Here is a 20,770-nt window from a genome sequence, read left to right as displayed (position 1 = left end):
ACATAATGTTCATTACTGTACACTTCGATATTGTGTGCTAAAAATTATGTTAGGGGTTAGTCAATGGAACTTGTACAGCAATTATCTCAAATGCAACTCATCAACCAATTCTGGTTGCTTATGGCCTTCATCATCCCGATGGTCATTTTATCTCGTATGGTCGTGGCAGGGACGCGCTTCTCGCCGATCCTCGTCATCGTCATCTTCGGTCTCGGTCTCGGATTCGGTATGGTCGAGCTCGGCATCGCGACACCGGGACTTCCTGAATTCCCGCTCGTCGACTTCTTGTCACGGACGACAATCATCGCGTTAGTCGTTTCGTTCTTCGTCGGTGGACAGGAACTTCGTAAAATCTTAAGTAAACAAGAGCTCGCCATGGAGGACATCGTCGTTCCTTCTAAAGAAGAGATGTTCCTCGGGACGGGACGTACGCAGTTCATCTTCATCCTTCGTTCGTTCTTCTTGCTCGTTGGTTTGGAAGGGTTCTTCCGTATGGCAATCGAGCCAGGTACGGCAGAAGGGATTGCGCTTTACTACCCAATCCTCGCACTCCTCGGTCTTGCCGTGTCGTTCTTACTCATCGACCATAAAGCACAAATTCAGGACAAGAAAGTATACATGCAAAAAGGTGTCATCGAGACTGTCCTCTTGCTTGTCATCTTGTTCGTCTCGTTCTTGATTGCGACAGCGGTTCAGCCGATTATCGCATTGCCGCAAATCTTCTTCGCGATGTTGATCTCGTCAGCACTCGGTGCCATCTTCCATAACTGGACGTACGGACCGACAGTCCGCGCGCTTCTCTTCGCAGGGATTCCGGTCGTCTTGGCTGCTAACTTCATGGTTGGTGGTTCACGAATCGGTGACGCGTTCGCCATCGAAGGCATGAACTCGATTCTCGTGTACGGTTTCTTCGGCCAGTTGTTCTGGATGTTCGGTGGAATCGCACTCATCATGTGGTTCGCTCGTACGGGTCACATCCGTAACCTCGCACCAGGTATGGCAGGTTCACTTTCACACAGTGGTCTAACAGGAGCGTGTACAGCTGGGGACTTCGGTCAAGTGGCGGCGAAACGTGCGCCAATCATGATCAACATCCCGTTCTTCGGACATATCTTCGTCTTCTCAATCCTCGCGGTCAGTGCCGACAACGGTGCGCTCTGGATTTGGCCGACAGCCATCATCGTTTTGGTCGGTCTCGTACTCACGGCGCTTTCGTTGAAAAATTTGCGTGCGGCGAACGGGGAAGACTTCAAAGAAGTCAAAGCCCTTATGCAGTTCTCGTTCGGATGGCAGATGATGGCCGTCTTCGGTGGTCTCGTCATCTTGGCGTTCAGCACAATTGCGTTTGATTACACGACGATGGCACAATCGTCAGCGATCTCGCACTTCGGCTTGTTCGCAGCGGTTCAAGGTGGAATGTTCGGAACGGAAGCGTCACTTCTCATCCCGCTCATCTTCTCGATGCCGTTCCTCGTGCACCCAATCGTCTTCTACATGTTCGGGAAAGCGCTCGACAACAATGGCGAAATGCCACGTGTACCGGTATATGCGATGGCGCTCATTGGTGTCGTCGGTGTATCTGCAGCGATTTTCGCCTTATAATTGGACTCCGCTCTGACTTCGTCAGGGCGGTTTTTTAATTTTGATGAAATGGATATGGTAGACTTTGGATAGTGAGAGCAGGGGAGAGCGTATGAAAAAATGGTTGTTCATCGGTTTTGTTGTGTTGATTGTAGCTTGGGCCAGGGTGACACCGATGTATACGATAAGCCCAGGTATGGATGACTTTATAAGCTGGTTCGAGGAAACCTATTCGGTACAATGTGAAGATGAGAGCTGTGACGCATTTACGCTGATTGGGGATCAGACAAATACATATGTGAATCAAGAAGGGTATATGAAACAATCAAGTGGCTTTTTCACTTTTGACATGGAGGTCAGGCGATTATATCGAAGTGTCGAAGAACCCGAAAGAGTCGGGACGATTGAAGTGAGATGGAATCAAGATTCGTTTGAGATTACGGAAGAGACGGGTATATTTGTTGCTTCACCATAGGAGGCTTGAAAGCATGCTGATGATCACTCAAGATGTAAAGGGAGAGCGCTATGAGGCGCTCATCGATGTTTTGCTTGAGCACTGCACTCACTTTGCGTTCGTGGAAGACAGGCGACGCATGGAGATTGAAGAGGAGCGTCTAGCGTATATGGATGTACTGACTGAAGAGATTCGTTGGGATTTGATTGAACGAACTATCGTAAGTGAGTGGGAGACAACACGACTGTCTGTGGATACAGCGTATCTATATTCGTTTCATATGAATTACAGGACGGTACAGTTCTTAAAAGAACGGGGTCGTTCATTATTCAGTTGGATTCATCCGAAACTTCCGGAAGACTTGATGTTTTATACGGGAGAGACATGTGTGCTTGCGGTATGCTCCCATGAATCGTTCTTTGTCGTCGATGAAGAGATGTGGGAGCGTATTAGATTAGATGAATGATCAAGGTCACCTCTTATATGGGTGACCTTGTATTAAGTTTACTTGCTAGAGAAGGGTTTCCAGTCTGGGTCTTTTCTGTCGTGTTTATTCGGTTTTCTGACATCATCACAAAAGAGCCGTTCACTCGCACCAAATTGAATGTAATTTTGTTGAGCCTGTCGAAGCGACACCGTATTCGCACCGCCTTCATAATCGGGATCATCGAATTGAACCCCGTCGTCCTCCCAAAAGCAGATTCGACAAATGTCGTATGTACCTGGTGGTTCCTCTTCTAACGTCTGATAGCCACAGCATGGGCATGTGTATCTCACCATCATCACCTCACTATTTAGTATAGAGGATACAAGCAAAAAGCGTTCGACCATTTTCTCAGGTCGAACGCTTTCTGTCATAAGATCACCATCGAGATCAACGTCAAGATGGCAAGCCCACCTTGTGTTAGAATAATCTTCTTGTCACTCGTGATACTGCCATATAAGGCAACGAGAATGATATAGAGCAGAATCATGGTGACAATCTCGACCGGGTTGGGGGAAAGATAGAGTCCGTACAAGAGCCCGACCCCAATCAATCCGTTATAGACGCCTTGATTTTTGAACAAAACCGACACCGAGTCTCTCGTCAGCTCGTCTTTCGATAGACGGAAGACGCGTGACGTCGACGAGGATGCCGTCGCAATCGTCTCTAAATAGAAGATATAGAAGAATTCGATGGCGACAAGCGTTCCGAACACAAGGGTGAGCGTCGACATATTAGTTGACCGCTGCTACTTGCACGACCGGTTTCGCTGACACGTAGTTCGCCACGTTTTGTGCGAAGTTGATGAGGACTGGGTTTTGGTTGTGCTGCTCGAGAGCGGCTTGGTCTTCCCAGTTCTCGATCATGACAAAGCGGTTCTCAACAGATGTTGACTCGTATAGGTCATATCCGACACAACCCGCTTCTTGTTTTGATGAGTCAATCAAAACTTGGATGTCACGCAAGAAGTTCTCGCGTTGTGAAGCTTGGATATCGAATGTGGCGTTGACTAAGATCATGGTTGATTCCTCCGATTGTGTGGTGAATTATTTGAATGAAGTGACTGTTTGAGCATCAAGGCGAACGGATTCGTAACCTTCTTCTGCTGCTTTCCCTACAGACAAGATCATGACTGGTACGTAGCGATCTTTGTCGAGACCGAACGCTTCTGCGAGCTGGTCTTTCTCGAAACCACCGATTGGATTCGTGTCATAGCCGTGTGCACGGGCTGTGAGCATGAATTGCATCGCTGCGAGACTCGCATCGATCTTCACGATGTCGTTCATCTCTTGTTTCGAGAGATTTTTGTAGTAAGGGATGATCGCGTCGAGCTGTTGGTCACGTACTTCTTGTGGCATTTTACCTTCTGCGACCGCTTGATCGTAGATTTGTTCGCCGTACTCGTAGCACTCCATGTCTCCGAAGATGAGGAGCATCGCTGCAGACGTGTCGTTTTGACGCGTGTTGAAACGGATGAGCGGCTTGAGCGTCTCTTTCGCTTCTGGGCTTTCAACGACGACGAAGCGCCATGGTTGCATGTTGACCGATGATGGAGCCGTTGTTGCTTCCTGAATCATCTCGAGCATCTCTTCTTGTGAGATTTTCACGTTCTCGTCATAAACACGAATTGATTTACGACCGAACATAACGTCTGTAAATGTATTGTTTTCGAATGTAGTTGCCATTGGTGAATTCCTTCTTTCTCTGTTTAGGTGTGACTGTTCAATTTTTGAAGCAGTCCGGATAAGTGTTGAATCTCTTCAGCGGACAAGGCTTGTAAGACGAGGTGGTTGGCCTGTTCGTCTCGTTCGCAATCCCTTAGGTCTTGCTCTGCTTTCTCTGTCACACAGACGAACATCTCGCGATGGTTCTCCGCGTTCCGCTCTCTGACGACAAATCCTTTCTCTTCAAGGATTTTCAAATGTCGAGTGATGGCGGCATTGTCGATTTTCATCTCTTCCTTAATCGCACGTTGCGAACAAACGCCTCGTTCTTTGACGACTTGTAACATCTCGTAGCGGGTCAGGCTGAATCCTGTCTCCCGTTCGAACGACGATGCGACATTTTGTTCCGCCACCTTGATTTGGTAAAGTAATCGGCTGATTTCACGTAGGTCCATTGCGTCCCACCTTTCTCAATTGACTTATCAATCGTTGACTTGTCAAACGATACAACGTTTTGGATTGCCTGTAAAGTCAAACGCTCAAAAAAGACGACACCGGATTATTGTGTCGTCTTCTCTTCGATAGGGGTGCCATCAAATCGATATTCTGTCGTGAATGTCGTATCGTCGAATCCATACAGGCGGTCATAGGCGTTCAAATCCTCAATCGTCCGCACATCGAGGAAGGACGGGTCGATGTCAGACGCTTTGCGCGTGAACATCATGTACCGTTCTGTGTAATCATCATTTCCTCCAGGCTTCCCGTCGAACGAGAAGTGAATCGAATAGACGTCGGATTCCACTTCACGGATGACATCGAGGATTCGTTGTTTCTGTTCGTCCGTATTGTTCCAGTCTTCATGAAACATGATCGAGACGTCGAGATACGTCTTCGGATTCGTTTCATAGATGGACGGCGGGGCCGGGCTGACTTTTGCTTGCACATCATCGGACACTCCGGTCGGTACTTCCGCACGGACGGTCTCTTCTTCTTTTAAGATTCTTTTCGAAACGAGGCGCTCGTGAATCGTCCGCTCTGCCTCGCGTTCCCAATACGTCTCGAGCACGTTATCGTGGATGGAGCCGTCACCATACGTTTCGAGAATATAAGTTCCGGCGAACGGTTCGTTCGTCAATGTGACTTCCCCGACATAACCGCCCATCTTCCAATCGCGTGACAGCTCGATATCGGGTTGTTCGTTGTACGTTTCCTTCACATACGCGGTATAAGTCTCCCGTGCCTCTGACTTTTCAATCGTCGTATATACGAAGAGCCCGCCAGCAAGAACCCCACCGACCATACTTGCCAGTAATCGTTTTTTAATCATTTCGTCACCTCTCGTTCAATCTACCTGATATTGAAGGAGAATACCTCGGTCCAAAGTCTTATTCAAATCATTTCCATTTCGCTGTAAACTAAAAGTGCCCTCAAAGAACTATTGTAATTGCGTGTACTAATACATATAATACACTTAAAGAGTAACATTGACTATGAGAGGGTGTGACCCATGTTATACAAAATCGATATGAAAAGTTCAGAACCGCTATACGAACAAATCGTCAATCAAACGAAAGAGCTCGTTATCCGTGGAATTTTACGACCCGGAGATAAGGTGATGTCCGTGCGTGAACTCGCCACCGATCTTGTCATCAATCCGAATACGGTCAGTAAGGCGTATCAGGAGTTGGAACGGCTCGGGCTGCTTGAGATGCGACGTGGGCGCGGGACGTTTGTCTCCGAGGACTGGGTGGACGATGATGCGGCACGTGAGCCGGTCATCGCCTCGATCAAAAAGATTGCGATTGATTGCCACTATGCGAACGTGCCGTTAGACGAAGCCATTGGCGTATTGCGAACGGAATATGAGAAAGTAGGGAAATCCAATGCTGAAAGTTGAACAGTTAAGTAAAAAAATTGACCGTCAAACAATTTTGGACGGAATTGACTTTACTGTCGAGTCAGGAGAAATCATCGCGCTCGTCGGACGTAACGGTGCCGGCAAGACGACACTTCTCCGGACGATGGTCGGCATCATCCGCCCAGATCAGGGAGACGTGCTTTATGGAACGAAAAGTATCTTTAAAGATGCCGGATTGAAGCGGGACATCATCTTCGTACCGGATTCGGCGGACGCGCTCAAACACTATACGGTAAACGAGGCGACGGACTTGTATGAGTCAATCTACCCGTCGTTCAATCGTTCCGCCTTCCGTGAGACATTGACGCGTTACAACATCGACAACAAAAAAATTCGCCAACTCTCAAAAGGTCAAAAGGCGCTCGTCACGTTATCGCTCGCTTTCGCCGTCCAAGCGAAATACTATCTGCTCGACGAACCGACGGACGGTCTAGACGTCGTCGCCAAGTCAGACGTGTTGAAACTGATGATTGCCCAAGTCGAGAAACGGAACTGCTCGATTATCGTCTCGAGCCACCAGTTACACGAACTTGAACGAATTGCCGACCGCATCATCATGATCGAGAGTGGACGCGTCAAAGCAATCATGTCGCTCGAAGAGGCGCGTGCTCTCAGTATTAAGTGGCAAGTCGTCTTCAACGACCATGTCCCGGTCGAGTTGCTCGAACGAAAAGATATTGAAATCATTAGTGTGACAGGACGTGTCGTGCTGTTCATGGCGAAAGAACGCACAGACGAGCTCGAGGCGTTTATCGATTCATACAATCCGATGCTCATCGAAGAGATCCCGATGTCTCTCGAAGACGTATTCCGTATCCAGTTAGGAGGAGAAGCCCATGCCGTCTAAAGTGTTGTTGAAAAAAGATTGGAAACAAGTGTCGCTGCTTTGGATCTTGCTCGTTTTTTTAGGCGTCATCGCCTTCACGGTGCCGGTATGGACGCAAATGCAGGTGTATGAGGAACAGATTCGCGATATGCAAGAAAATCCAAGTGATTATTCGGATGTAATCCAAGAAGATATAGAGACGATGACTACCGAGGACTTTTTCAATAGCAATTCTGATTTCGGATATTTAGGAGGACTCGATGCACTCATTCCGATGGGGGTCGTCGTCTTCTTATTTGTCATCTTCGGTGCGCTTATGGCATCCGTACTGATTGGAAGTGAACGAAACAGTCAAATGTCGGACTTTTCGATGTCGCTACCATATACCCGCACCCAGCTGTACATATCAAAATGGGTGATTGGTGTTACAGGGATTGTTCCAGCGACATTGGTAGGGGGGGCATTGATGTTTCTCATCATCCGTCTTTCTGACTATTCCTTCTTACTTGATGGCAATGAGGTCAAAGTGCTCGGATTGATTGTTTTCCTACTTTTGTCGGGCATCTCATTTTTCTCGGTATCGCTATGGATGGGATCATTTGGTGGTGAGTCGATCTCACAAGTCGTTTGGACATTTGTGGCACTTGTCTTCCCGATGGGGATTGTAGCCCTCATTCAAGGATCGCTCATAGCCTTTTCTCCAAATCTTTCATATACACTTTTTGACGAGGTATTTGAAAGTGTACCGATGCGAATCCTGTCACCGTTGAATAACATCGTCAATACAGATATGTATTCAATCTTTGATTCTCGAGCGGAGTGGACGGAATTCCTTACAATCGGTTTGTCCAGTTCGATTGTCTTTATCGTTCTAACATTTGGTCTCGGATTGTGGATGTTCAAGGAAGCACCACAAGAAAATAATGGCCGCTTCTTTATGTTCTCGAACTGGTTATGGCTCATCCATATCGTTATCGTTATTTGTTTCGCAATGTTAGGCGGTGTGTTCTTCTCGGGAATTTTTTACCCGCAAAGCGTGATGTTATATGTTGTCGGTTTTGTGATCGGAGCGTTCTTAGCACACTTACTCGCTAAACGCTTGCTTTACCGCTTCAACTTGAGACTCAAATCGTAAGGAGGGACACCTATGAAACGCTTATGTCTGTTGCTCGTACTCGTCATTTCACTGGCAGGATGTATGAACCCGGAATCGGACGCCTTTGAATACAAAGGGGCGAAAGTCGGGGACAATGCAGCCGTCGTCGGCATTGCCGGAAGTTTGCCGCTACATGAATGCTATCGATCGGTCGAACTGCAGACGAAGAAGCGTCCTTATGGGTTGACCGTCCGTTACGAAGACCCGGGTATGGAACGAGCGGAACAAGAACATCTGGCGATTCGGAATGCGGCTGCCTATTTCACCCTCATCCCGAACGCCGAAATCGTCCGTTTTGCTTTCCCGAACCGGACCTATGCCTTCTCTCGACCTGAAATGGAGGCATGGTTCGGGACTGACTTCTCAAATATTCGTCACGAAAAAGAATTGCAACAACTCATGAATCAGAAGCTTGAAAAACTGGATTCGAAAGATTCCTATTTTAGGCGGGTATGACAGCGATTGGATGACAAATCCAATCGCTTTTTTTGATATTTTCTGAAAATTATTGGGTAAAGGGTAGATGAAAGCGTTTTCTTAGCATTATAATAGGGGTAACTGAATGAGTATTCATTTCCTAAGGAGGAACAGCGATGAACAAACCGTGGTTACAAGATTATCCAAAAGGAATGCCCCAGTCAATCGATTATGAGGTAAAGGCGCTCTATGAGGCGTTGTCTCGCGCAGCAAAGGATTATCCAAATCGTACGGCCGTCTCCTTTATCGGAAAGGAGTGGACATTCGCGGAAATCGATGATGCCGCACGTCGACTCGGAACGATGCTTCAAGCGAAAGGGCTTGAAAAAGGCGACCGCGTCAGCCTCATGCTTCCGAACTGTCCTCAATACGTCATCTCATTCTATGCCGTGCTCTATGCAGGTGGGACGGTCGTCCAGACGAATCCGCTCTATACGGAACGTGAGCTAGAAAACCTCGTCACGGACGCAGGTGTCAAAATTGTCATCACCCTCGACCTGCTATATCCGAAAACACTTCGCGTCAGTGAGAAGACGGAGATTCAAACCGTGATCACGACGAGTATCGCTGATTACTTACCATTCCCGAAAAACAAACTGTATCCAATCAAAGTGAAACGTGAGAACAATATCGTCATCGATACGACCGGTTCGACGCTGTTCAAAGATTATAAGGACTTCAATCCTATCACGCCGCTCGACATCGATCCAAAAGAAGATGTCGCCGTTCTTCAATATACAGGGGGAACAACGGGACTTCCGAAAGGTGTCATGTTGACTCATTTCAACTTGACGGCGAACGCGGATCAAATCACGAACTTATTCTATAAGTACAATCGCGGGGACGAGAAACGCGTCTTGTGTGTCGTGCCGTTCTTCCACGTCTATGGGATGTCGTGCTGTCTGAACTTCGGGGTCACGAACGGCTATGAGCTCGTCCTCGTACCACGTTTCGAAGTGACGGATGTCTTGAAGACGATTCAGAAGAAAAAGCCACACTTCTTCCCGGGCGCACCAACGATGTATGTCGGAATCTTGAACGACCCGAAACTGAAGAAGTACGATTTGTCTTCGATCGAGGCGTGTATCTCGGGTTCAGCACCACTTCCAATTGAAGTGCAAGAGGAATTTGAGAAGATCACAGGAGGTCGCATCGTCGAAGGATACGGATTGTCTGAGACGTCGCCGGTCACGCACGCGAACTTCTTATGGGATAAGCGAATCGTCGGCTCAATCGGTGCCCCGTTATCGGACACTTCTGCTAAAATAGTAAAAGCAGACGGAGAGACAGAGGCGGACATCGGAGAAATCGGGGAGATCATGTTGAGCGGTCCGCAAGTCATGAAAGGCTACTGGCAGAAGCCGGAGGAGACGGCAGCCGTCTTGAAAGATGGGTGGCTCGCGACGGGTGACCTCGGCTACATGGACGAGGACGGGTTCTTCTATATTGTCGACCGGAAGAAAGACATGATCATCGCAGGTGGCTTTAATGTCTATCCGCGTGAAATCGAAGAAGTGCTCTACGAACATCCGGCCGTGAAGGAAGCGGTCTGTATCGGTGTCCCAGATCCATATCGTGGTGAAACGGTCAAGGTGTTCATCGTCCTTCGCGACGGCTCTAGTGTGACGGAAGAAGAACTCGACAAACATTGTCGCGAGAAGCTTGCGGCTTATAAAGTGCCAAAGTTGTATGAGTTCCGCGACGAGTTGCCGAAGACGTTCGTCGGTAAGATTTTACGCCGTGTCCTCGTCGACGAAGAGAAGGCCAAACAAGTGAAACAAAGCAGTTGACACCAAGCGTACGCATGATAGAATAATAAATGAATGAACCATCATTCATTTTTCTGCAACGGTAAGGAGCTTGGGGTTAATGACAAATCATATTTCGAAAAGTGACCGAATCATTGATGCGGCGGTCAAAGTAATTGCCAATCATGGCTATCACGGTGCAAAGGTGACAGCCATCGCCAAAGAGGCGGGTGTCGCGGACGGCACAATCTATTTGTACTTCAAAAACAAGGAGCATCTCTTAATCGAATTGTTCCAAGCGAAGATGGGGCTGTTCATCGACTACTCGAAACAACAAATCGAGAGCGAGACGTCAGCCGGGAGTAAGTTGTATCAGTTGATTGAATCACATTTAAAGCAACTGTCGGCCGATTACGACCTCGCCGTCGTGACACAAATCGAACTGCGGCAGTCGAACTTGGTACTTCGCCAAAAAATCGGAGAAGTGCTCAAACCGTATTTGAACTTAATCGATTCTGTCGTCAAACATGGAATCGAGACAGGAGAGTTTGACAAGGATTTAGACTATCGACTCGCCCGTCAAATGATTTTCGGCACGATCGATGAGGTTGTGACGAGTTGGATGGCGAGCGGCTTCAAGTATGATCTGTTGTCGACGCTTCCAAATGTGCACCATATGTTGAAAAAAGGGCTTACGTAACAGTGAGCCCTATCACTAGCTCAAAAAATGAATGCTGATTCATGAATGATGGAAAGAATTGACTAAAGGGGGATCAACCATGAATATTTTTGTTTTGCTGAAACGTACGTTTGATACTGAGGAAGCAATTCAGCTCGAGAATGGGGAAATTCAAGAAGACGGCGCTGAGTTCATCATCAACCCGTATGACGAATATGCGGTCGAAGAAGCGATTCAAAAACGTGACGCACTCGGGGGAGAGGTCACGGTCGTCACGGTAGGACCAGAAGATGCGGACAAAGAATTACGTACAGCACTCGCAATGGGTGCGGACAAAGCCGTTCGCATCTCAATCGAGGACGATGTCGAGGATGCGGATCATGTCACGATTTCAAAAGTTCTCGCCTCATACTTGAAAGAACAGGACGCAGACCTCATCTTCGCAGGAAACGTGGCAATCGATGGCGGTAGCGGACAAGTCGCGCCACGAGTCGCAGAACTTCTCGACATGAACTACGTGACGACGATCACGGCTCTTGAAATCGATGGCACGACGGCAACGGTCACACGTGACGTCGAAGGGGACACGGAAGTCATCGAAGTCGCACTACCACTTCTCGTAACGGCACAACAAGGGTTGAACGAGCCGCGTTACCCGAGCTTGCCAGGAATCATGAAGGCGAAGAAGAAACCGCTCGAAGAACTCGAACTCATGGACATCGATCTCGATGAAGATGAAATCGAAGCGAAAATCGAGACGATTGAACGATTCTTGCCAGAAGAGAAGAAAGCCGGTCGCATCCTTGAAGGCGATATGTCGACACAAGTGAGCGAGCTCGTACAACTTCTTCGCACGGAAGCGAAAGTCATTTAAGGGGGAGATCATAGATGAAAGCTTTAGTACTCGCAGAAGCGCGTGAAGGCGCGTTACGTAACGTATCATTCGAAGCCATCGCTGCGGCGAAGCAATTGACAGACGATGTGACGGCAGTCGTGATTGGGGATCACGTGCAATCACTCGCACAAGAACTCGGGGAGTATGGTGCAAGTCGTGTCCTCGTCGTCGAAGATGATCGCCTCAAGCATTATACGCCAGACGGCTACGGACAAGTGCTCCGTCAGTTGATCGAGCAAGAAAATCCGGAAATGATCGTCCTCGGACATACGGCTCTTGGGAAAGACATCGCACCGAAACTTGCGGCACGTCTCGATGCCGGACTCATCAGTGATGTTGTTTCCATCGAAGGAACAGGACGCGACGCAGAGTTCGTGCGCCCAATCTACTCTGGGAAGGCGTTCGAAAAAGTGAAGTTCAAAGATTCGGTCATGTTCTTCACAATCCGTCCAAACAACATCGATGCACTTGCACGTCAAGCGGGCGCGAGCGTCTCTGTTGAAACGCCGGCGGTCGAATTGAAAGACCTCGCGATGATCGTCAAAGAAGTCGTTCGTAAGGCGACTGGGAAAGTAGATTTGGCGGAAGCGAAAGTTATCGTCGCAGGTGGACGTGGCGTGAAGAGCGAAGATGGATTCAAACCGCTTGAAGAGTTGGCTGAGCTTCTCGGAGGCGCGGTCGGTGCTTCACGTGGAGCATGTGACGCTGACTACTGCGATTACGCACTTCAAATCGGACAGACGGGTAAAGTCGTCACACCAGACCTCTACATCGCATGTGGGATTTCAGGAGCGATTCAGCACTTGGCTGGGATGAGTAACGCGAAAGTCATCGTCGCCATCAACAAGGACCCAGAAGCAAACATCTTCAGCGTGGCAGACTATGGCATCGTCGGCGACTTGTTCGATGTCGTCCCGATGTTGACAGAAGAGTTCCGTAAGCACCTCGTCAATAGCTAATAAGCAAAACGTTTTGGGGTTGTTACCCTCCGTGGTATACTCTGAACATGAATTGCATGAGAGTTCTTTACCAGGACTCTCTCATCTTATTGGGGAGGTTTTTACAAATGGCTATTAAACACGCAACGACTCAATCGTTTGAACAAGATGTAAAAGAGGGCGTCGTCCTCGTAGATTTCTGGGCAACTTGGTGTGGACCATGTCGCATGATCGCGCCAGTTCTCGAAGAACTCGATCAAGAAATGGGTGACCAAGTCCAAATCGTGAAACTCGACGTCGACGAAAACCCTGAAGTCGCAGGTGCTTTCCAAATCCAAAGTATCCCGACACTCATGATGTTCAAAGATGGCGAGCCTGTTTCGAAAACAATGGGCTTCCAACCAAAAGAAGCATTGAAAGAGTTTATCGCGACAGCACAATAATTGATTAGCAGCCGATTGAGATCGGCTGCTTTTTTGTTTTGCGGAATAGAAAAGAAGGAAAAGGACAGGCGAGTAGGGAATAAGTTGAGTTATTCCACGCACCCTCAATCCGGTCGTATTGCGATACATAACGTCTGATTTCAAATTTTTTTTGAAGAAATTCCGTCGGCTTCCTTCATATTTAACAGATTCGGAATTTTGACGGGGGAGCGCTTAAACTGGAAGCTTTTATCATGGAAACAGACTGAAAATTTACGCTATACTCATGAGGAAGACATGATGGAGTCAAGTGACCTTACTTTACGGCTCAATCTATTGTACGACTCTGTTCGAAGGAGGAATTTTCTTGTCGCTGTTACATTTAGCTATTTTGTTGCCGCTTCTTGCGGCACCATTCATCCCACTTTTGTTCCGGGGGATGAAACAAATTCATACAGGCTGGTTCGTCTTGATCGTTCCGGTCGTGCTCGTCACCTACTTCGCCGGATTCATTCCGATCACGAGTGCAGGGGACGTCGTGACAGAGACGATTGCGTGGATGCCATCCCTCGGGATTAACTTCACGGCATACGTCGATGGACTCAGTCTCTTGTTCGCCCTCCTCATCACGGGAATCGGCGCACTTGTCGTCCTTTATTCGATTTACTATTTGAATAAGGACAAAGAGTCGCTCGGGCATTTTTACGTGTATCTCTTGATGTTCATGAGTGCGATGCTCGGGGTCGTTCTCTCGGATAACATGATTGTCATGTATATGTTCTGGGAGCTCACATCGATTTCATCATTCCTGTTGATTGGATATTGGTATGAGAAAGAACGTTCCCGTTATGGGGCGCAGAAGTCGATGCTTCTCACCGTGTTCGGCGGATTGTCGATGCTCGGGGGGATCGTCTTACTCGAATCGATGGTCGGCTCGTACAGCATTCGCGATATGGTCGCGAACTCGGGCGTCATCGCCGAGAGTCCGTTCTTCCTCGTCGCGATGATTCTCATCTTGCTCGGGGCGTTCACGAAATCAGCGCAGTTCCCGTTCCACATCTGGTTGCCTGACGCGATGGAAGCACCGACTCCGGTCAGTGCGTACCTCCACTCAGCAACGATGGTCAAGGCGGGTCTCTACCTTGTGGCCCGTATGAGCCCGGTGTTCCAAGAATCATCCGTCTGGCTATGGACGATTGCCGGAGTCGGGATGTTTACGATGTTCTGGGGTTCATTCAACGCCGTGAAGCAGACCGACTTGAAGGGAATCCTAGCGTTCTCGACCGTCAGTCAGCTCGGGTTGATCATGTCACTCCTCGGTCTAGGTGCGGCGGCGCTCCACTATGACGGTATGGATGATAATATCTTTATGGTCGCGACGATTGCGGCGATCTTCCATTTGATCAACCACGCGACGTTCAAAGGCTCGCTCTTCATGATGGTCGGGATTGTCGACCACGAGACGGGCACACGTGATATTCGAAAACTCGGTGGTCTGATGACCGTCATGCCAATTTCATTCACGGTCGCCGTCATCGGTTCGTTATCGATGGCCGGTCTTCCGCCATTCAACGGATTCTTGAGTAAAGAGATGTTCTTGAAGGCGACGACGAAAGTCTTCTCGGCCGACTTCTTTGCGCTTGATACGATTGGGATTTTGCTCCCGGTCATCGCGTTCGTCGGAAGTGTGTTCACGTTCATCTACAGCATCATGCTGTTCACACGGACGTTCATGGGCAAGGCAAAGTTCGATCAATTGCCGAAACAACCGCATGAGGCGCCGATTGGCATGTTAATTTCGCCAGTCATCCTCGCGATTCTCGTTGTCGGTCTCGGGTTCTTCCCGAACGTGTTGTCGAACTCGCTCATCAAGCCAGCCGTCGAGTCGATCTATCCGACACTCGTCGCGCAAGGACAAGACGTTAAAGTAGATATTTACTTCTGGCACGGTTTGACGCCTGAACTATATATGACAATCGGGGTGATTCTTCTCGGTTCATTGCTGTTCTGGCAAATGGGTAAATGGATGGGCATCTACAACCGCATCCCACATCGTTTGACGCTCAACGGGATGTACGACGGTACGCTCGTATGGTCGAACAAGGCGGCATATCGCTTTAAAGACAACTACATGACTGGTTTCATCCGGTCGTACTTGATCTATATTTTCGTCTTCCTTTCAGGTATGATGCTCTTCAGCATCTGGTGGTTCGACATGTACCGCTTCTCGTTTGAGAACCTGGCTGAGATTGCATCTTATGAATATGTGCTCGGAGCCGTCGTCATGCTAGCGGCGCTCGCGATTCTCTTCATGAAGTCGCGTCTCCCGTCCATCATTCTCCTTGGGGTCGTTGGTTACGGCGTGGCACTGTTCTTCGTATTCTTCGGTGCACCGGACTTGGCACTCACGCAGCTCGTCATCGAGACGGTCTCGGTCGCATTGTTCTTGCTCGTCTTCTATCACATGCCGGACATCAGCAAGAAGGAAGTTCGGATGCGTTTCAAAGTCGGGAATGCCATCGTGGCTGTTCTCGTCGGGACGACCGTGACGCTTCTCAGCTTCATGGCGCTCACAAACAAATCGCTCACTTCGATCTCAGAGTATTACAAAGAGAACGTGTATGAGCTTGCAGCAGGTAAAAACATGGTTAACGTCGTTCTCGTCGACTTCCGTGGATTTGATACCTTGTTTGAAATCGTCGTTCTCGGGATTGCAGCTTTCGGGATCTACACGATGATTAAATTTAGAACAACACGACGTACGAAAGGAGAAGGTGAACTTGAAGCAAAACAGCAGACGCGTCAATGACGTCATTTTGCAGACGGCCGCGATTATCATTTTCTTCATCATTGTCATCTTCTCCATCGACTTGTTCTTTGCCGGTCACTATTCACCAGGTGGAGGATTCATCGGTGGATTGATGACATCCGCGGCACTCGTCTTGTTGCTACTCGCATTTGATTCGAAGACGCTTGCGAACGTGCTCCCGATTGACTACCGTCTCATGACGGCGACCGGATTACTAATTGCGCTCGCGACAGGTCTTCACTCGGTTTTCTTGGGTCGTCCGTTCTTGACGCACGCATACGGGAAGTTTGACTTACCACTTCTCGGTGAACAGACGCTCCATACGGCGATTGCGTTCGACTTAGGAGTTTACCTCGTAGTCATCGGAATCACGTTGACGATTATACAAACGATTGGAGAGAGTGAATAATGGAAATCTTCGTTAGCATCATCATCGGTGTCCTGACGATGTGTGCCGTCTATCTTGTTCTCTCAAGAAGTTTGTTACGCATCATCATCGGCACTGCTTTGTTCAGTCACGCGGCACACCTTCTCGTCTTGACGACGGCAGGTTTGAAGACAGGGGCTGCCCCTGTTCTCGTCGACGGTGTGACGGAATTCACAGACCCGTTACCGCAAGCGCTCGTCTTGACGGCAATCGTCATCAGTTTCGGGGTGACGGCATTCTTCCTCGTACTTGCCTACCGCACGTATCAGGAGCTCAGCACGGACAATATGGAAGAAATGAAAGGAACAGAATCGTATGATTAACTTACCGGTCTTTCCAATCGTCATTCCTGCGCTTGCGGCCATCCTTATGATGTTTATGCCAAAACGGGTCCAGCTGCAGCGCGCAATGGCTCTTGGAGCTTTAGTTATTACGGCGATCGTGTCACTCTTTCTCGTGCATACGGTCTCCACGGAGGGAATTCAAACCCTCAACCTCGGGAACTGGCAAGCGCCGTTCGGCATCACGCTCGTATCGGATATGCTGTCAGCCCTACTCGTGACGACGTCGACTCTTCTCACGCTCTTCATCGTGTGGTTCGCCGTCCACTACTTCTCAGATTCATATGAAGGCAACTACTTGTACATCGCAATGCTGTTCTTGCTCGTCGGGGTGAACGGTGCCTTCACGACAGGCGATATCTTCAACTTGTTCGTCTTCTTCGAGGTCTTCTTGATGTCCTCATACGTGTTGATTGTACTCGGTGGTCGTGGCGTCCAGTTACGTGAATCGATCAAGTACTTGCTCGTGAACATCATCGCCTCGGCGCTCTTCGTCATGTCGGTCGCCTTGCTTTACGGAGTCACAGGTACGCTCAACTTGGCGGACTTGGCGATGAAGATCCCGGTCGTCGATAACCCGGACGTTATCACTGTCATCGGTGTACTGTTCGTCATCGTCTTCGGGATGAAAGGGGCACTCGTCCCACTTCACTACTGGCTCCCTGGAGCGTACGTGGTCGCACCGACCCCGATTCTCGCGATGTTCGGGGCACTCTTGACGAAAGTCGGGGTGTACTCGATTTTGCGGACGTACACGCTACTGTTTGATGGGAACGGTGAGTTTTTACAGACGTTCCTCATGGTGCTCGCTGTCCTCACCATCTTCATCGGGATGACAGGTGCCATCGCCTATAACGACGTGAAGTTGATCATCATCTACAACATCATGATTGCGGTCGGGGTCATTTTGTATGGGATCTCGGTCAATACGCAGACGTCCCTTGAAGGGTCACTCTACTACTTGATTCACGACATGATTATCAAGGCCGTTCTCTTCATGCTCGTCGGGATGATGATCGGAATCACCAAATCCGGTCAACTCCGTGATATGGGTGGACTCATCACCCGTTTCCCGCTGTTCGGATGGACGTTCTTCGTCGCAGCGCTCTCGCTCGCAGGGATTCCGCCACTTAGTGGATTCTTCGGAAAGTTATTGATCGTCTCAGGTGGGATGGACGAAGGCGAGCTGTTCGGACCACTTCTCGTCCTCTTGTCGAGTCTCTTCGTCCTCTATTCGGTCATGAAGATTTTCTTGAACGGGTTCTGGGGCGAGGCGAAGCGCGAGTATGATGGACCGCTCGTACCGTATACGAAGCGTTTGATCGTGCCGGTCTTCTTGTTGCTCATCATTGCGGTCGCATACGGATTTGGGGCAGAAGCCATCCATCCGTATATCACGCAAGCGATTGAGCCGCTCGTCAATCCAGAAATCTATATCGATGCCGTGATAAAGGAGTGAATGACAGATGGCTTATCAACTATTGATTAACTTTTTCTTGGCGTTCATCTGGATGTTCCTCACGGGATCGTTCACAACGAGCGGATTCTTCGTCGGGTATCTACTTGGCTTACTCATCTTGTTCATGATGCGCCGATTCTTTAAATCTAGTGGAGGCGGCTTTTACTTCACACGCGTCTGGCGTCTGTTTAAACTGCTGCTCATCTTCATCCGTGAATTGTTCCTCGCGAACTTTGAGGTACTGCGTCTCGTCCTTAGTCCGAAGTTGAAAATCCAACCAGGGATTTTCCGCTATGAGACGTCGCTCGACAAAGGATGGAAAGTCAGCTTGCTCTCGATGCTGATCACGCTCACACCAGGGACGCTCGTCGTTCAGGTGTCAAAAGACAATTCCGTGCTCTATATCCACGCACTTAACATGCCGGATAAAGAAGCGTTACAAAAAGACATTTATGATAACTTTGAATCAAGCATTAAGGAGGCGACAGAGTGATGGATTTACTAGACATTCTCATCTACATCTCGCTCGCCATTCTCTTGCTTGCGATGTTGATGATGTTGTATCGTGTCGTCAAAGGACCGACGACGGCAGACCGAGTCATCGCGCTGGACTCCATCGGGATCGCGCTTATCTCGGTCGTCGCGTTACTATCGATTCTGCTCGATACGACTTTGTATTTTGAAGTCATCTTGCTACTCAGTATTTTGGCCTTCATCGGAACGGTGGCGTTCTCGAAATTCTTAGAGAGGGGAGAGATTATCCAACATGACCGCGACAATGATCTTTGATCTCATTACCGGCATCTTCACGATCATCGGCGTCTTCTTCACCGTCGTCGCCGCGATCGGTCTCATCCGTCTCCCAGATATTTATTCGAGAACACACGCTGCCTCAAAGAGTGCGACACTCGGTGTTATGTTCGTCCTCTTTGCAGCCGTCCTTCACGTATATGTCGATGAACGGGTGTTTGATGCAAGACTCTTGCTCGGTCTCTTCTTCGTCCTCTTGACAGCTCCTGTTGGGGGTCACCTCATCTCGCGTGCGGCGCACGCGAAAGGTGTTCCACTTTGGGAGAAGTCGTTACAAGACGCGCTGAAAGAAGACAAGGACAAAGGAATCGAATAAGTAAAAGACGGGATTCGCCACGAGGCGAGTCCCGTCTTTTGTTTAGATGAGATAGGTCAGGTCGGAGGCGGCGGTCGGATAGGCGACTTCTAAGTGCTTCACATGTTGATGCGACAGTTTGTTCTGTATAATGTAAGAGAACAGGTTGATAAGTTCTGGGGCATGATGACCAATCAAATGAGCCCCGATGACGTGCCCTTCTGCACTTAGTAACACTTTTGAATATGCGGTTGTGTCATTGATTCGTGAATAGGTGAGGAAGTGCGACATGTCCGTTTCTTTCACGTCGAAGTCAATGCCCTCAGCTTCCGCTTCCTCGACCGTAAGACCGACTTTGGCAATCGGTGGTGTCGCATAGACGATGGTCGGGGCCGGACGCTCAGGGAGTGACCTTGTATTCCCGTGAAGCATATTGAGTGCGGCGAGGCGCCCTTCCTGACCGGCGAATGGAGTGAGTTCGGGATTTGAACTGTTAGCGACGTCGCCTGCGGCGTATATATTTGGGTTACTTGTTTGCAGATGCTCGTTCACATGTACACCGCGATGATCAGCTGTGACACCTGCCGCTTCAAGCCGAAGTCGCTCGATGCTTGGAATTCGTCCTGTAGCGTTAAGGACAACTCCTTCTAGGGTAGAGTCATCTGATAACGTTAAGACGTTGCTATCGATTCGTATTGGCTCGACGTCATGTCGGACGGTGATGCCGATTCGCTTCGATTCTTCGATGAGCCGGTGGACGACGTTCGGGTCGAATGCCTTCAACGCATGTGAACGAATGAGGAGTGTCACGTCGCTTCCGAATCGTCGGAAGATATGGGCGAATTCAAAGGCGATATAGCCTCCCCCCACGATATGAATCGATTCAGGCAACGCGTCGAGGTCGAACACATCATCGCTCGTGATCGCCAGTTCGCCACCTGGGATATCGAGAGGGCGGGGCGTTTGACCCGTAGCGATTAAAAATTGATTGGCAGAGAGCTCGTGACCATCGATGACGATTGAATCCTCATCGATAAAGTGAGGCTCTCCCTGATATAAGTCTATGTTCATCTCATCCCAATGCTGTTTTTTGGATGTTGGGATAGAGAGGCGGTACTCATCAATCCGCTTTTTAAAGGACGACCAATCCAGTGACAGGCTTCCTTCGACGCCAAGCTCACGCATACGTTCCGTTCGGGCAAGGAGTTCTGCTCCTTCGGCAAGCATCTTCTTCGGGTCACATCCGCGTTGAGGACATGTTCCTCCGAACGTCCAATTCTCAATGATGGCGATCTCTTTACCGGCTTCGCGTAAAATGGAAGCGGCTTGACCCGCTGCGGAGCCGCTACCGACAATGATGACATCGTATCGTTTCATACTATAAAAT

General features: G+C 49.0%; 26 protein-coding genes. 19 read left to right on the top strand and 7 right to left on the bottom strand.

The features are described from left to right. Window positions 1-63 precede the first annotated feature (63 nt). The 3 genes from KNO61_RS07080 (at window position 64) to KNO61_RS07070 (ending at window position 2,501) form a co-directional block, all read left to right on the top strand. Entirely contained in the window at window positions 64-1,602 is a 1,539-nt protein-coding gene (locus KNO61_RS07080; RefSeq protein WP_214757250.1) for a hypothetical protein, read from the top strand. A gap of 91 nt (window positions 1,603-1,693) precedes the next feature. Then, window positions 1,694-2,056: a hypothetical protein gene (locus KNO61_RS07075; protein WP_214684787.1), complete on the top strand. Its 363-nt coding sequence runs from the start codon at window positions 1,694-1,696 to the stop codon at window positions 2,054-2,056. Window positions 2,057-2,069: 13 nt separating this feature from the next. Next, on the top strand, window positions 2,070-2,501 hold the full coding sequence (locus KNO61_RS07070; RefSeq protein WP_251024812.1) for a stage III sporulation protein AH: 432 nt from the start codon (window positions 2,070-2,072) through the stop codon (window positions 2,499-2,501). Window positions 2,502-2,539: 38 nt separating this feature from the next. Here the strand turns inward: KNO61_RS07070 and KNO61_RS07065 are convergent, their stop codons facing one another. From KNO61_RS07065 to KNO61_RS07040, 6 genes are all read right to left on the bottom strand, one after another. Then, window positions 2,540-2,812, bottom strand: coding sequence for a CPCC family cysteine-rich protein (locus tag KNO61_RS07065; RefSeq protein WP_214730757.1), 273 nt, complete (start codon window positions 2,810-2,812; stop codon window positions 2,540-2,542). Window positions 2,813-2,889: 77 nt separating this feature from the next. After that, on the bottom strand, window positions 2,890-3,252 hold the full coding sequence (locus KNO61_RS07060) for a DUF1304 domain-containing protein (RefSeq protein ID WP_214872850.1): 363 nt from the start codon (window positions 3,250-3,252) through the stop codon (window positions 2,890-2,892). 1 nt (window position 3,253) lies between these two features. Further along, window positions 3,254-3,538 carry a putative quinol monooxygenase gene (locus KNO61_RS07055; protein ID WP_026826548.1) on the bottom strand — a complete coding sequence of 95 codons (285 nt, stop codon included), beginning with the start codon at window positions 3,536-3,538 and terminating at the stop codon, window positions 3,254-3,256. Window positions 3,539-3,565: 27 nt separating this feature from the next. After that, window positions 3,566-4,204: a nitroreductase family protein gene (locus tag KNO61_RS07050; protein ID WP_214687766.1), complete on the bottom strand. Its 639-nt coding sequence runs from the start codon at window positions 4,202-4,204 to the stop codon at window positions 3,566-3,568. Between the two features lie 23 nt (window positions 4,205-4,227). Continuing rightward, window positions 4,228-4,638, bottom strand: a complete 411-nt coding sequence (locus KNO61_RS07045; protein ID WP_214687768.1) for a MarR family winged helix-turn-helix transcriptional regulator — start codon at window positions 4,636-4,638, stop codon at window positions 4,228-4,230. A 104-nt stretch (window positions 4,639-4,742) separates the two neighbouring features. Continuing rightward, window positions 4,743-5,510, bottom strand: a complete 768-nt coding sequence (locus KNO61_RS07040; protein ID WP_214687770.1) for a hypothetical protein — start codon at window positions 5,508-5,510, stop codon at window positions 4,743-4,745. Window positions 5,511-5,690: 180 nt separating this feature from the next. On the opposite strand from KNO61_RS07040, the gene KNO61_RS07035 reads away from it, so the two are divergent. The 16 genes from KNO61_RS07035 to mnhG all read left to right on the top strand — a co-directional run bounded on the left by KNO61_RS07035 (window position 5,691) and on the right by mnhG (window position 19,404). Next, complete coding sequence (locus KNO61_RS07035) at window positions 5,691-6,080, top strand: GntR family transcriptional regulator (protein WP_078146516.1); 390 nt, start codon at window positions 5,691-5,693, stop codon at window positions 6,078-6,080. Further along, window positions 6,067-6,948, top strand: a complete 882-nt coding sequence (locus KNO61_RS07030) for an ABC transporter ATP-binding protein (protein ID WP_214687773.1) — start codon at window positions 6,067-6,069, stop codon at window positions 6,946-6,948. The genes KNO61_RS07035 and KNO61_RS07030 overlap by 14 nt, the downstream gene beginning before the upstream one ends. Further along, entirely contained in the window at window positions 6,938-8,062 is a 1,125-nt protein-coding gene (locus KNO61_RS07025) for an ABC transporter permease subunit (RefSeq protein WP_214687775.1), read from the top strand. The genes KNO61_RS07030 and KNO61_RS07025 overlap by 11 nt, the downstream gene beginning before the upstream one ends. 12 nt (window positions 8,063-8,074) lie before the next feature. Next, window positions 8,075-8,539: a DUF4825 domain-containing protein gene (locus KNO61_RS07020; RefSeq protein ID WP_214872849.1), complete on the top strand. Its 465-nt coding sequence runs from the start codon at window positions 8,075-8,077 to the stop codon at window positions 8,537-8,539. A gap of 137 nt (window positions 8,540-8,676) precedes the next feature. Continuing rightward, complete coding sequence (locus KNO61_RS07015) at window positions 8,677-10,350, top strand: AMP-binding protein (RefSeq protein ID WP_214684770.1); 1,674 nt, start codon at window positions 8,677-8,679, stop codon at window positions 10,348-10,350. A gap of 79 nt (window positions 10,351-10,429) precedes the next feature. Next, a complete protein-coding gene (locus tag KNO61_RS07010) occupies window positions 10,430-11,008 on the top strand; it encodes a fatty acid metabolism transcriptional regulator FadR (RefSeq protein ID WP_074037553.1) in 579 nt (192 codons plus the stop codon). A 79-nt stretch (window positions 11,009-11,087) separates the two neighbouring features. Beyond that, window positions 11,088-11,861, top strand: a complete 774-nt coding sequence (locus tag KNO61_RS07005) for an electron transfer flavoprotein subunit beta/FixA family protein (protein ID WP_078146521.1) — start codon at window positions 11,088-11,090, stop codon at window positions 11,859-11,861. Between the two features lie 14 nt (window positions 11,862-11,875). After that, a complete protein-coding gene (locus KNO61_RS07000) occupies window positions 11,876-12,841 on the top strand; it encodes an electron transfer flavoprotein subunit alpha/FixB family protein (protein WP_015881089.1) in 966 nt (321 codons plus the stop codon). 107 nt (window positions 12,842-12,948) lie between these two features. Beyond that, window positions 12,949-13,263, top strand: a complete 315-nt coding sequence (trxA, locus tag KNO61_RS06995; protein ID WP_015881090.1) for a thioredoxin — start codon at window positions 12,949-12,951, stop codon at window positions 13,261-13,263. Window positions 13,264-13,609: 346 nt separating this feature from the next. Further along, window positions 13,610-16,051: a Na+/H+ antiporter subunit A gene (locus tag KNO61_RS06990; protein ID WP_214872848.1), complete on the top strand. Its 2,442-nt coding sequence runs from the start codon at window positions 13,610-13,612 to the stop codon at window positions 16,049-16,051. Further along, a complete protein-coding gene (locus KNO61_RS06985; RefSeq protein ID WP_015881092.1) occupies window positions 16,023-16,460 on the top strand; it encodes a Na(+)/H(+) antiporter subunit B in 438 nt (145 codons plus the stop codon). The genes KNO61_RS06990 and KNO61_RS06985 overlap by 29 nt, the downstream gene beginning before the upstream one ends. Further along, a complete protein-coding gene (locus KNO61_RS06980) occupies window positions 16,460-16,801 on the top strand; it encodes a Na(+)/H(+) antiporter subunit C (RefSeq protein WP_015881093.1) in 342 nt (113 codons plus the stop codon). Before KNO61_RS06985 ends, KNO61_RS06980 begins: the two co-directional genes overlap by 1 nt. Further along, window positions 16,794-18,278, top strand: a complete 1,485-nt coding sequence (locus KNO61_RS06975) for a Na+/H+ antiporter subunit D (protein ID WP_214872845.1) — start codon at window positions 16,794-16,796, stop codon at window positions 18,276-18,278. The genes KNO61_RS06980 and KNO61_RS06975 overlap by 8 nt, the downstream gene beginning before the upstream one ends. 7 nt (window positions 18,279-18,285) lie before the next feature. After that, window positions 18,286-18,771, top strand: a complete 486-nt coding sequence (locus tag KNO61_RS06970; RefSeq protein ID WP_015881095.1) for a Na+/H+ antiporter subunit E — start codon at window positions 18,286-18,288, stop codon at window positions 18,769-18,771. Then, window positions 18,771-19,067 (top strand): Na(+)/H(+) antiporter subunit F1, encoded by a 297-nt coding sequence (locus tag KNO61_RS06965; RefSeq protein ID WP_026826530.1) that lies wholly within the window; start codon window positions 18,771-18,773, stop codon window positions 19,065-19,067. Before KNO61_RS06970 ends, KNO61_RS06965 begins: the two co-directional genes overlap by 1 nt. Then, on the top strand, window positions 19,045-19,404 hold the full coding sequence (gene mnhG, locus KNO61_RS06960; protein WP_015881097.1) for a monovalent cation/H(+) antiporter subunit G: 360 nt from the start codon (window positions 19,045-19,047) through the stop codon (window positions 19,402-19,404). The genes KNO61_RS06965 and mnhG overlap by 23 nt, the downstream gene beginning before the upstream one ends. Window positions 19,405-19,446: 42 nt before the next feature. On the opposite strand, the gene KNO61_RS06955 is transcribed toward mnhG, so the two are convergent. Next, window positions 19,447-20,760, bottom strand: coding sequence for a dihydrolipoyl dehydrogenase family protein (locus tag KNO61_RS06955; RefSeq protein WP_214684766.1), 1,314 nt, complete (start codon window positions 20,758-20,760; stop codon window positions 19,447-19,449). Window positions 20,761-20,770 lie beyond the last annotated feature (10 nt).

Origin of the sequence: Exiguobacterium sp. s140 (assembly GCF_018617035.1) — a bacterium.
GTDB classification, from domain to species: Bacteria; Bacillota; Bacilli; order Exiguobacteriales; family Exiguobacteriaceae; genus Exiguobacterium; species Exiguobacterium profundum.
The sequence above is the reverse complement of the archived record's forward strand: the minus strand, read 5'-3'. Positions and strand labels throughout refer to the sequence as shown.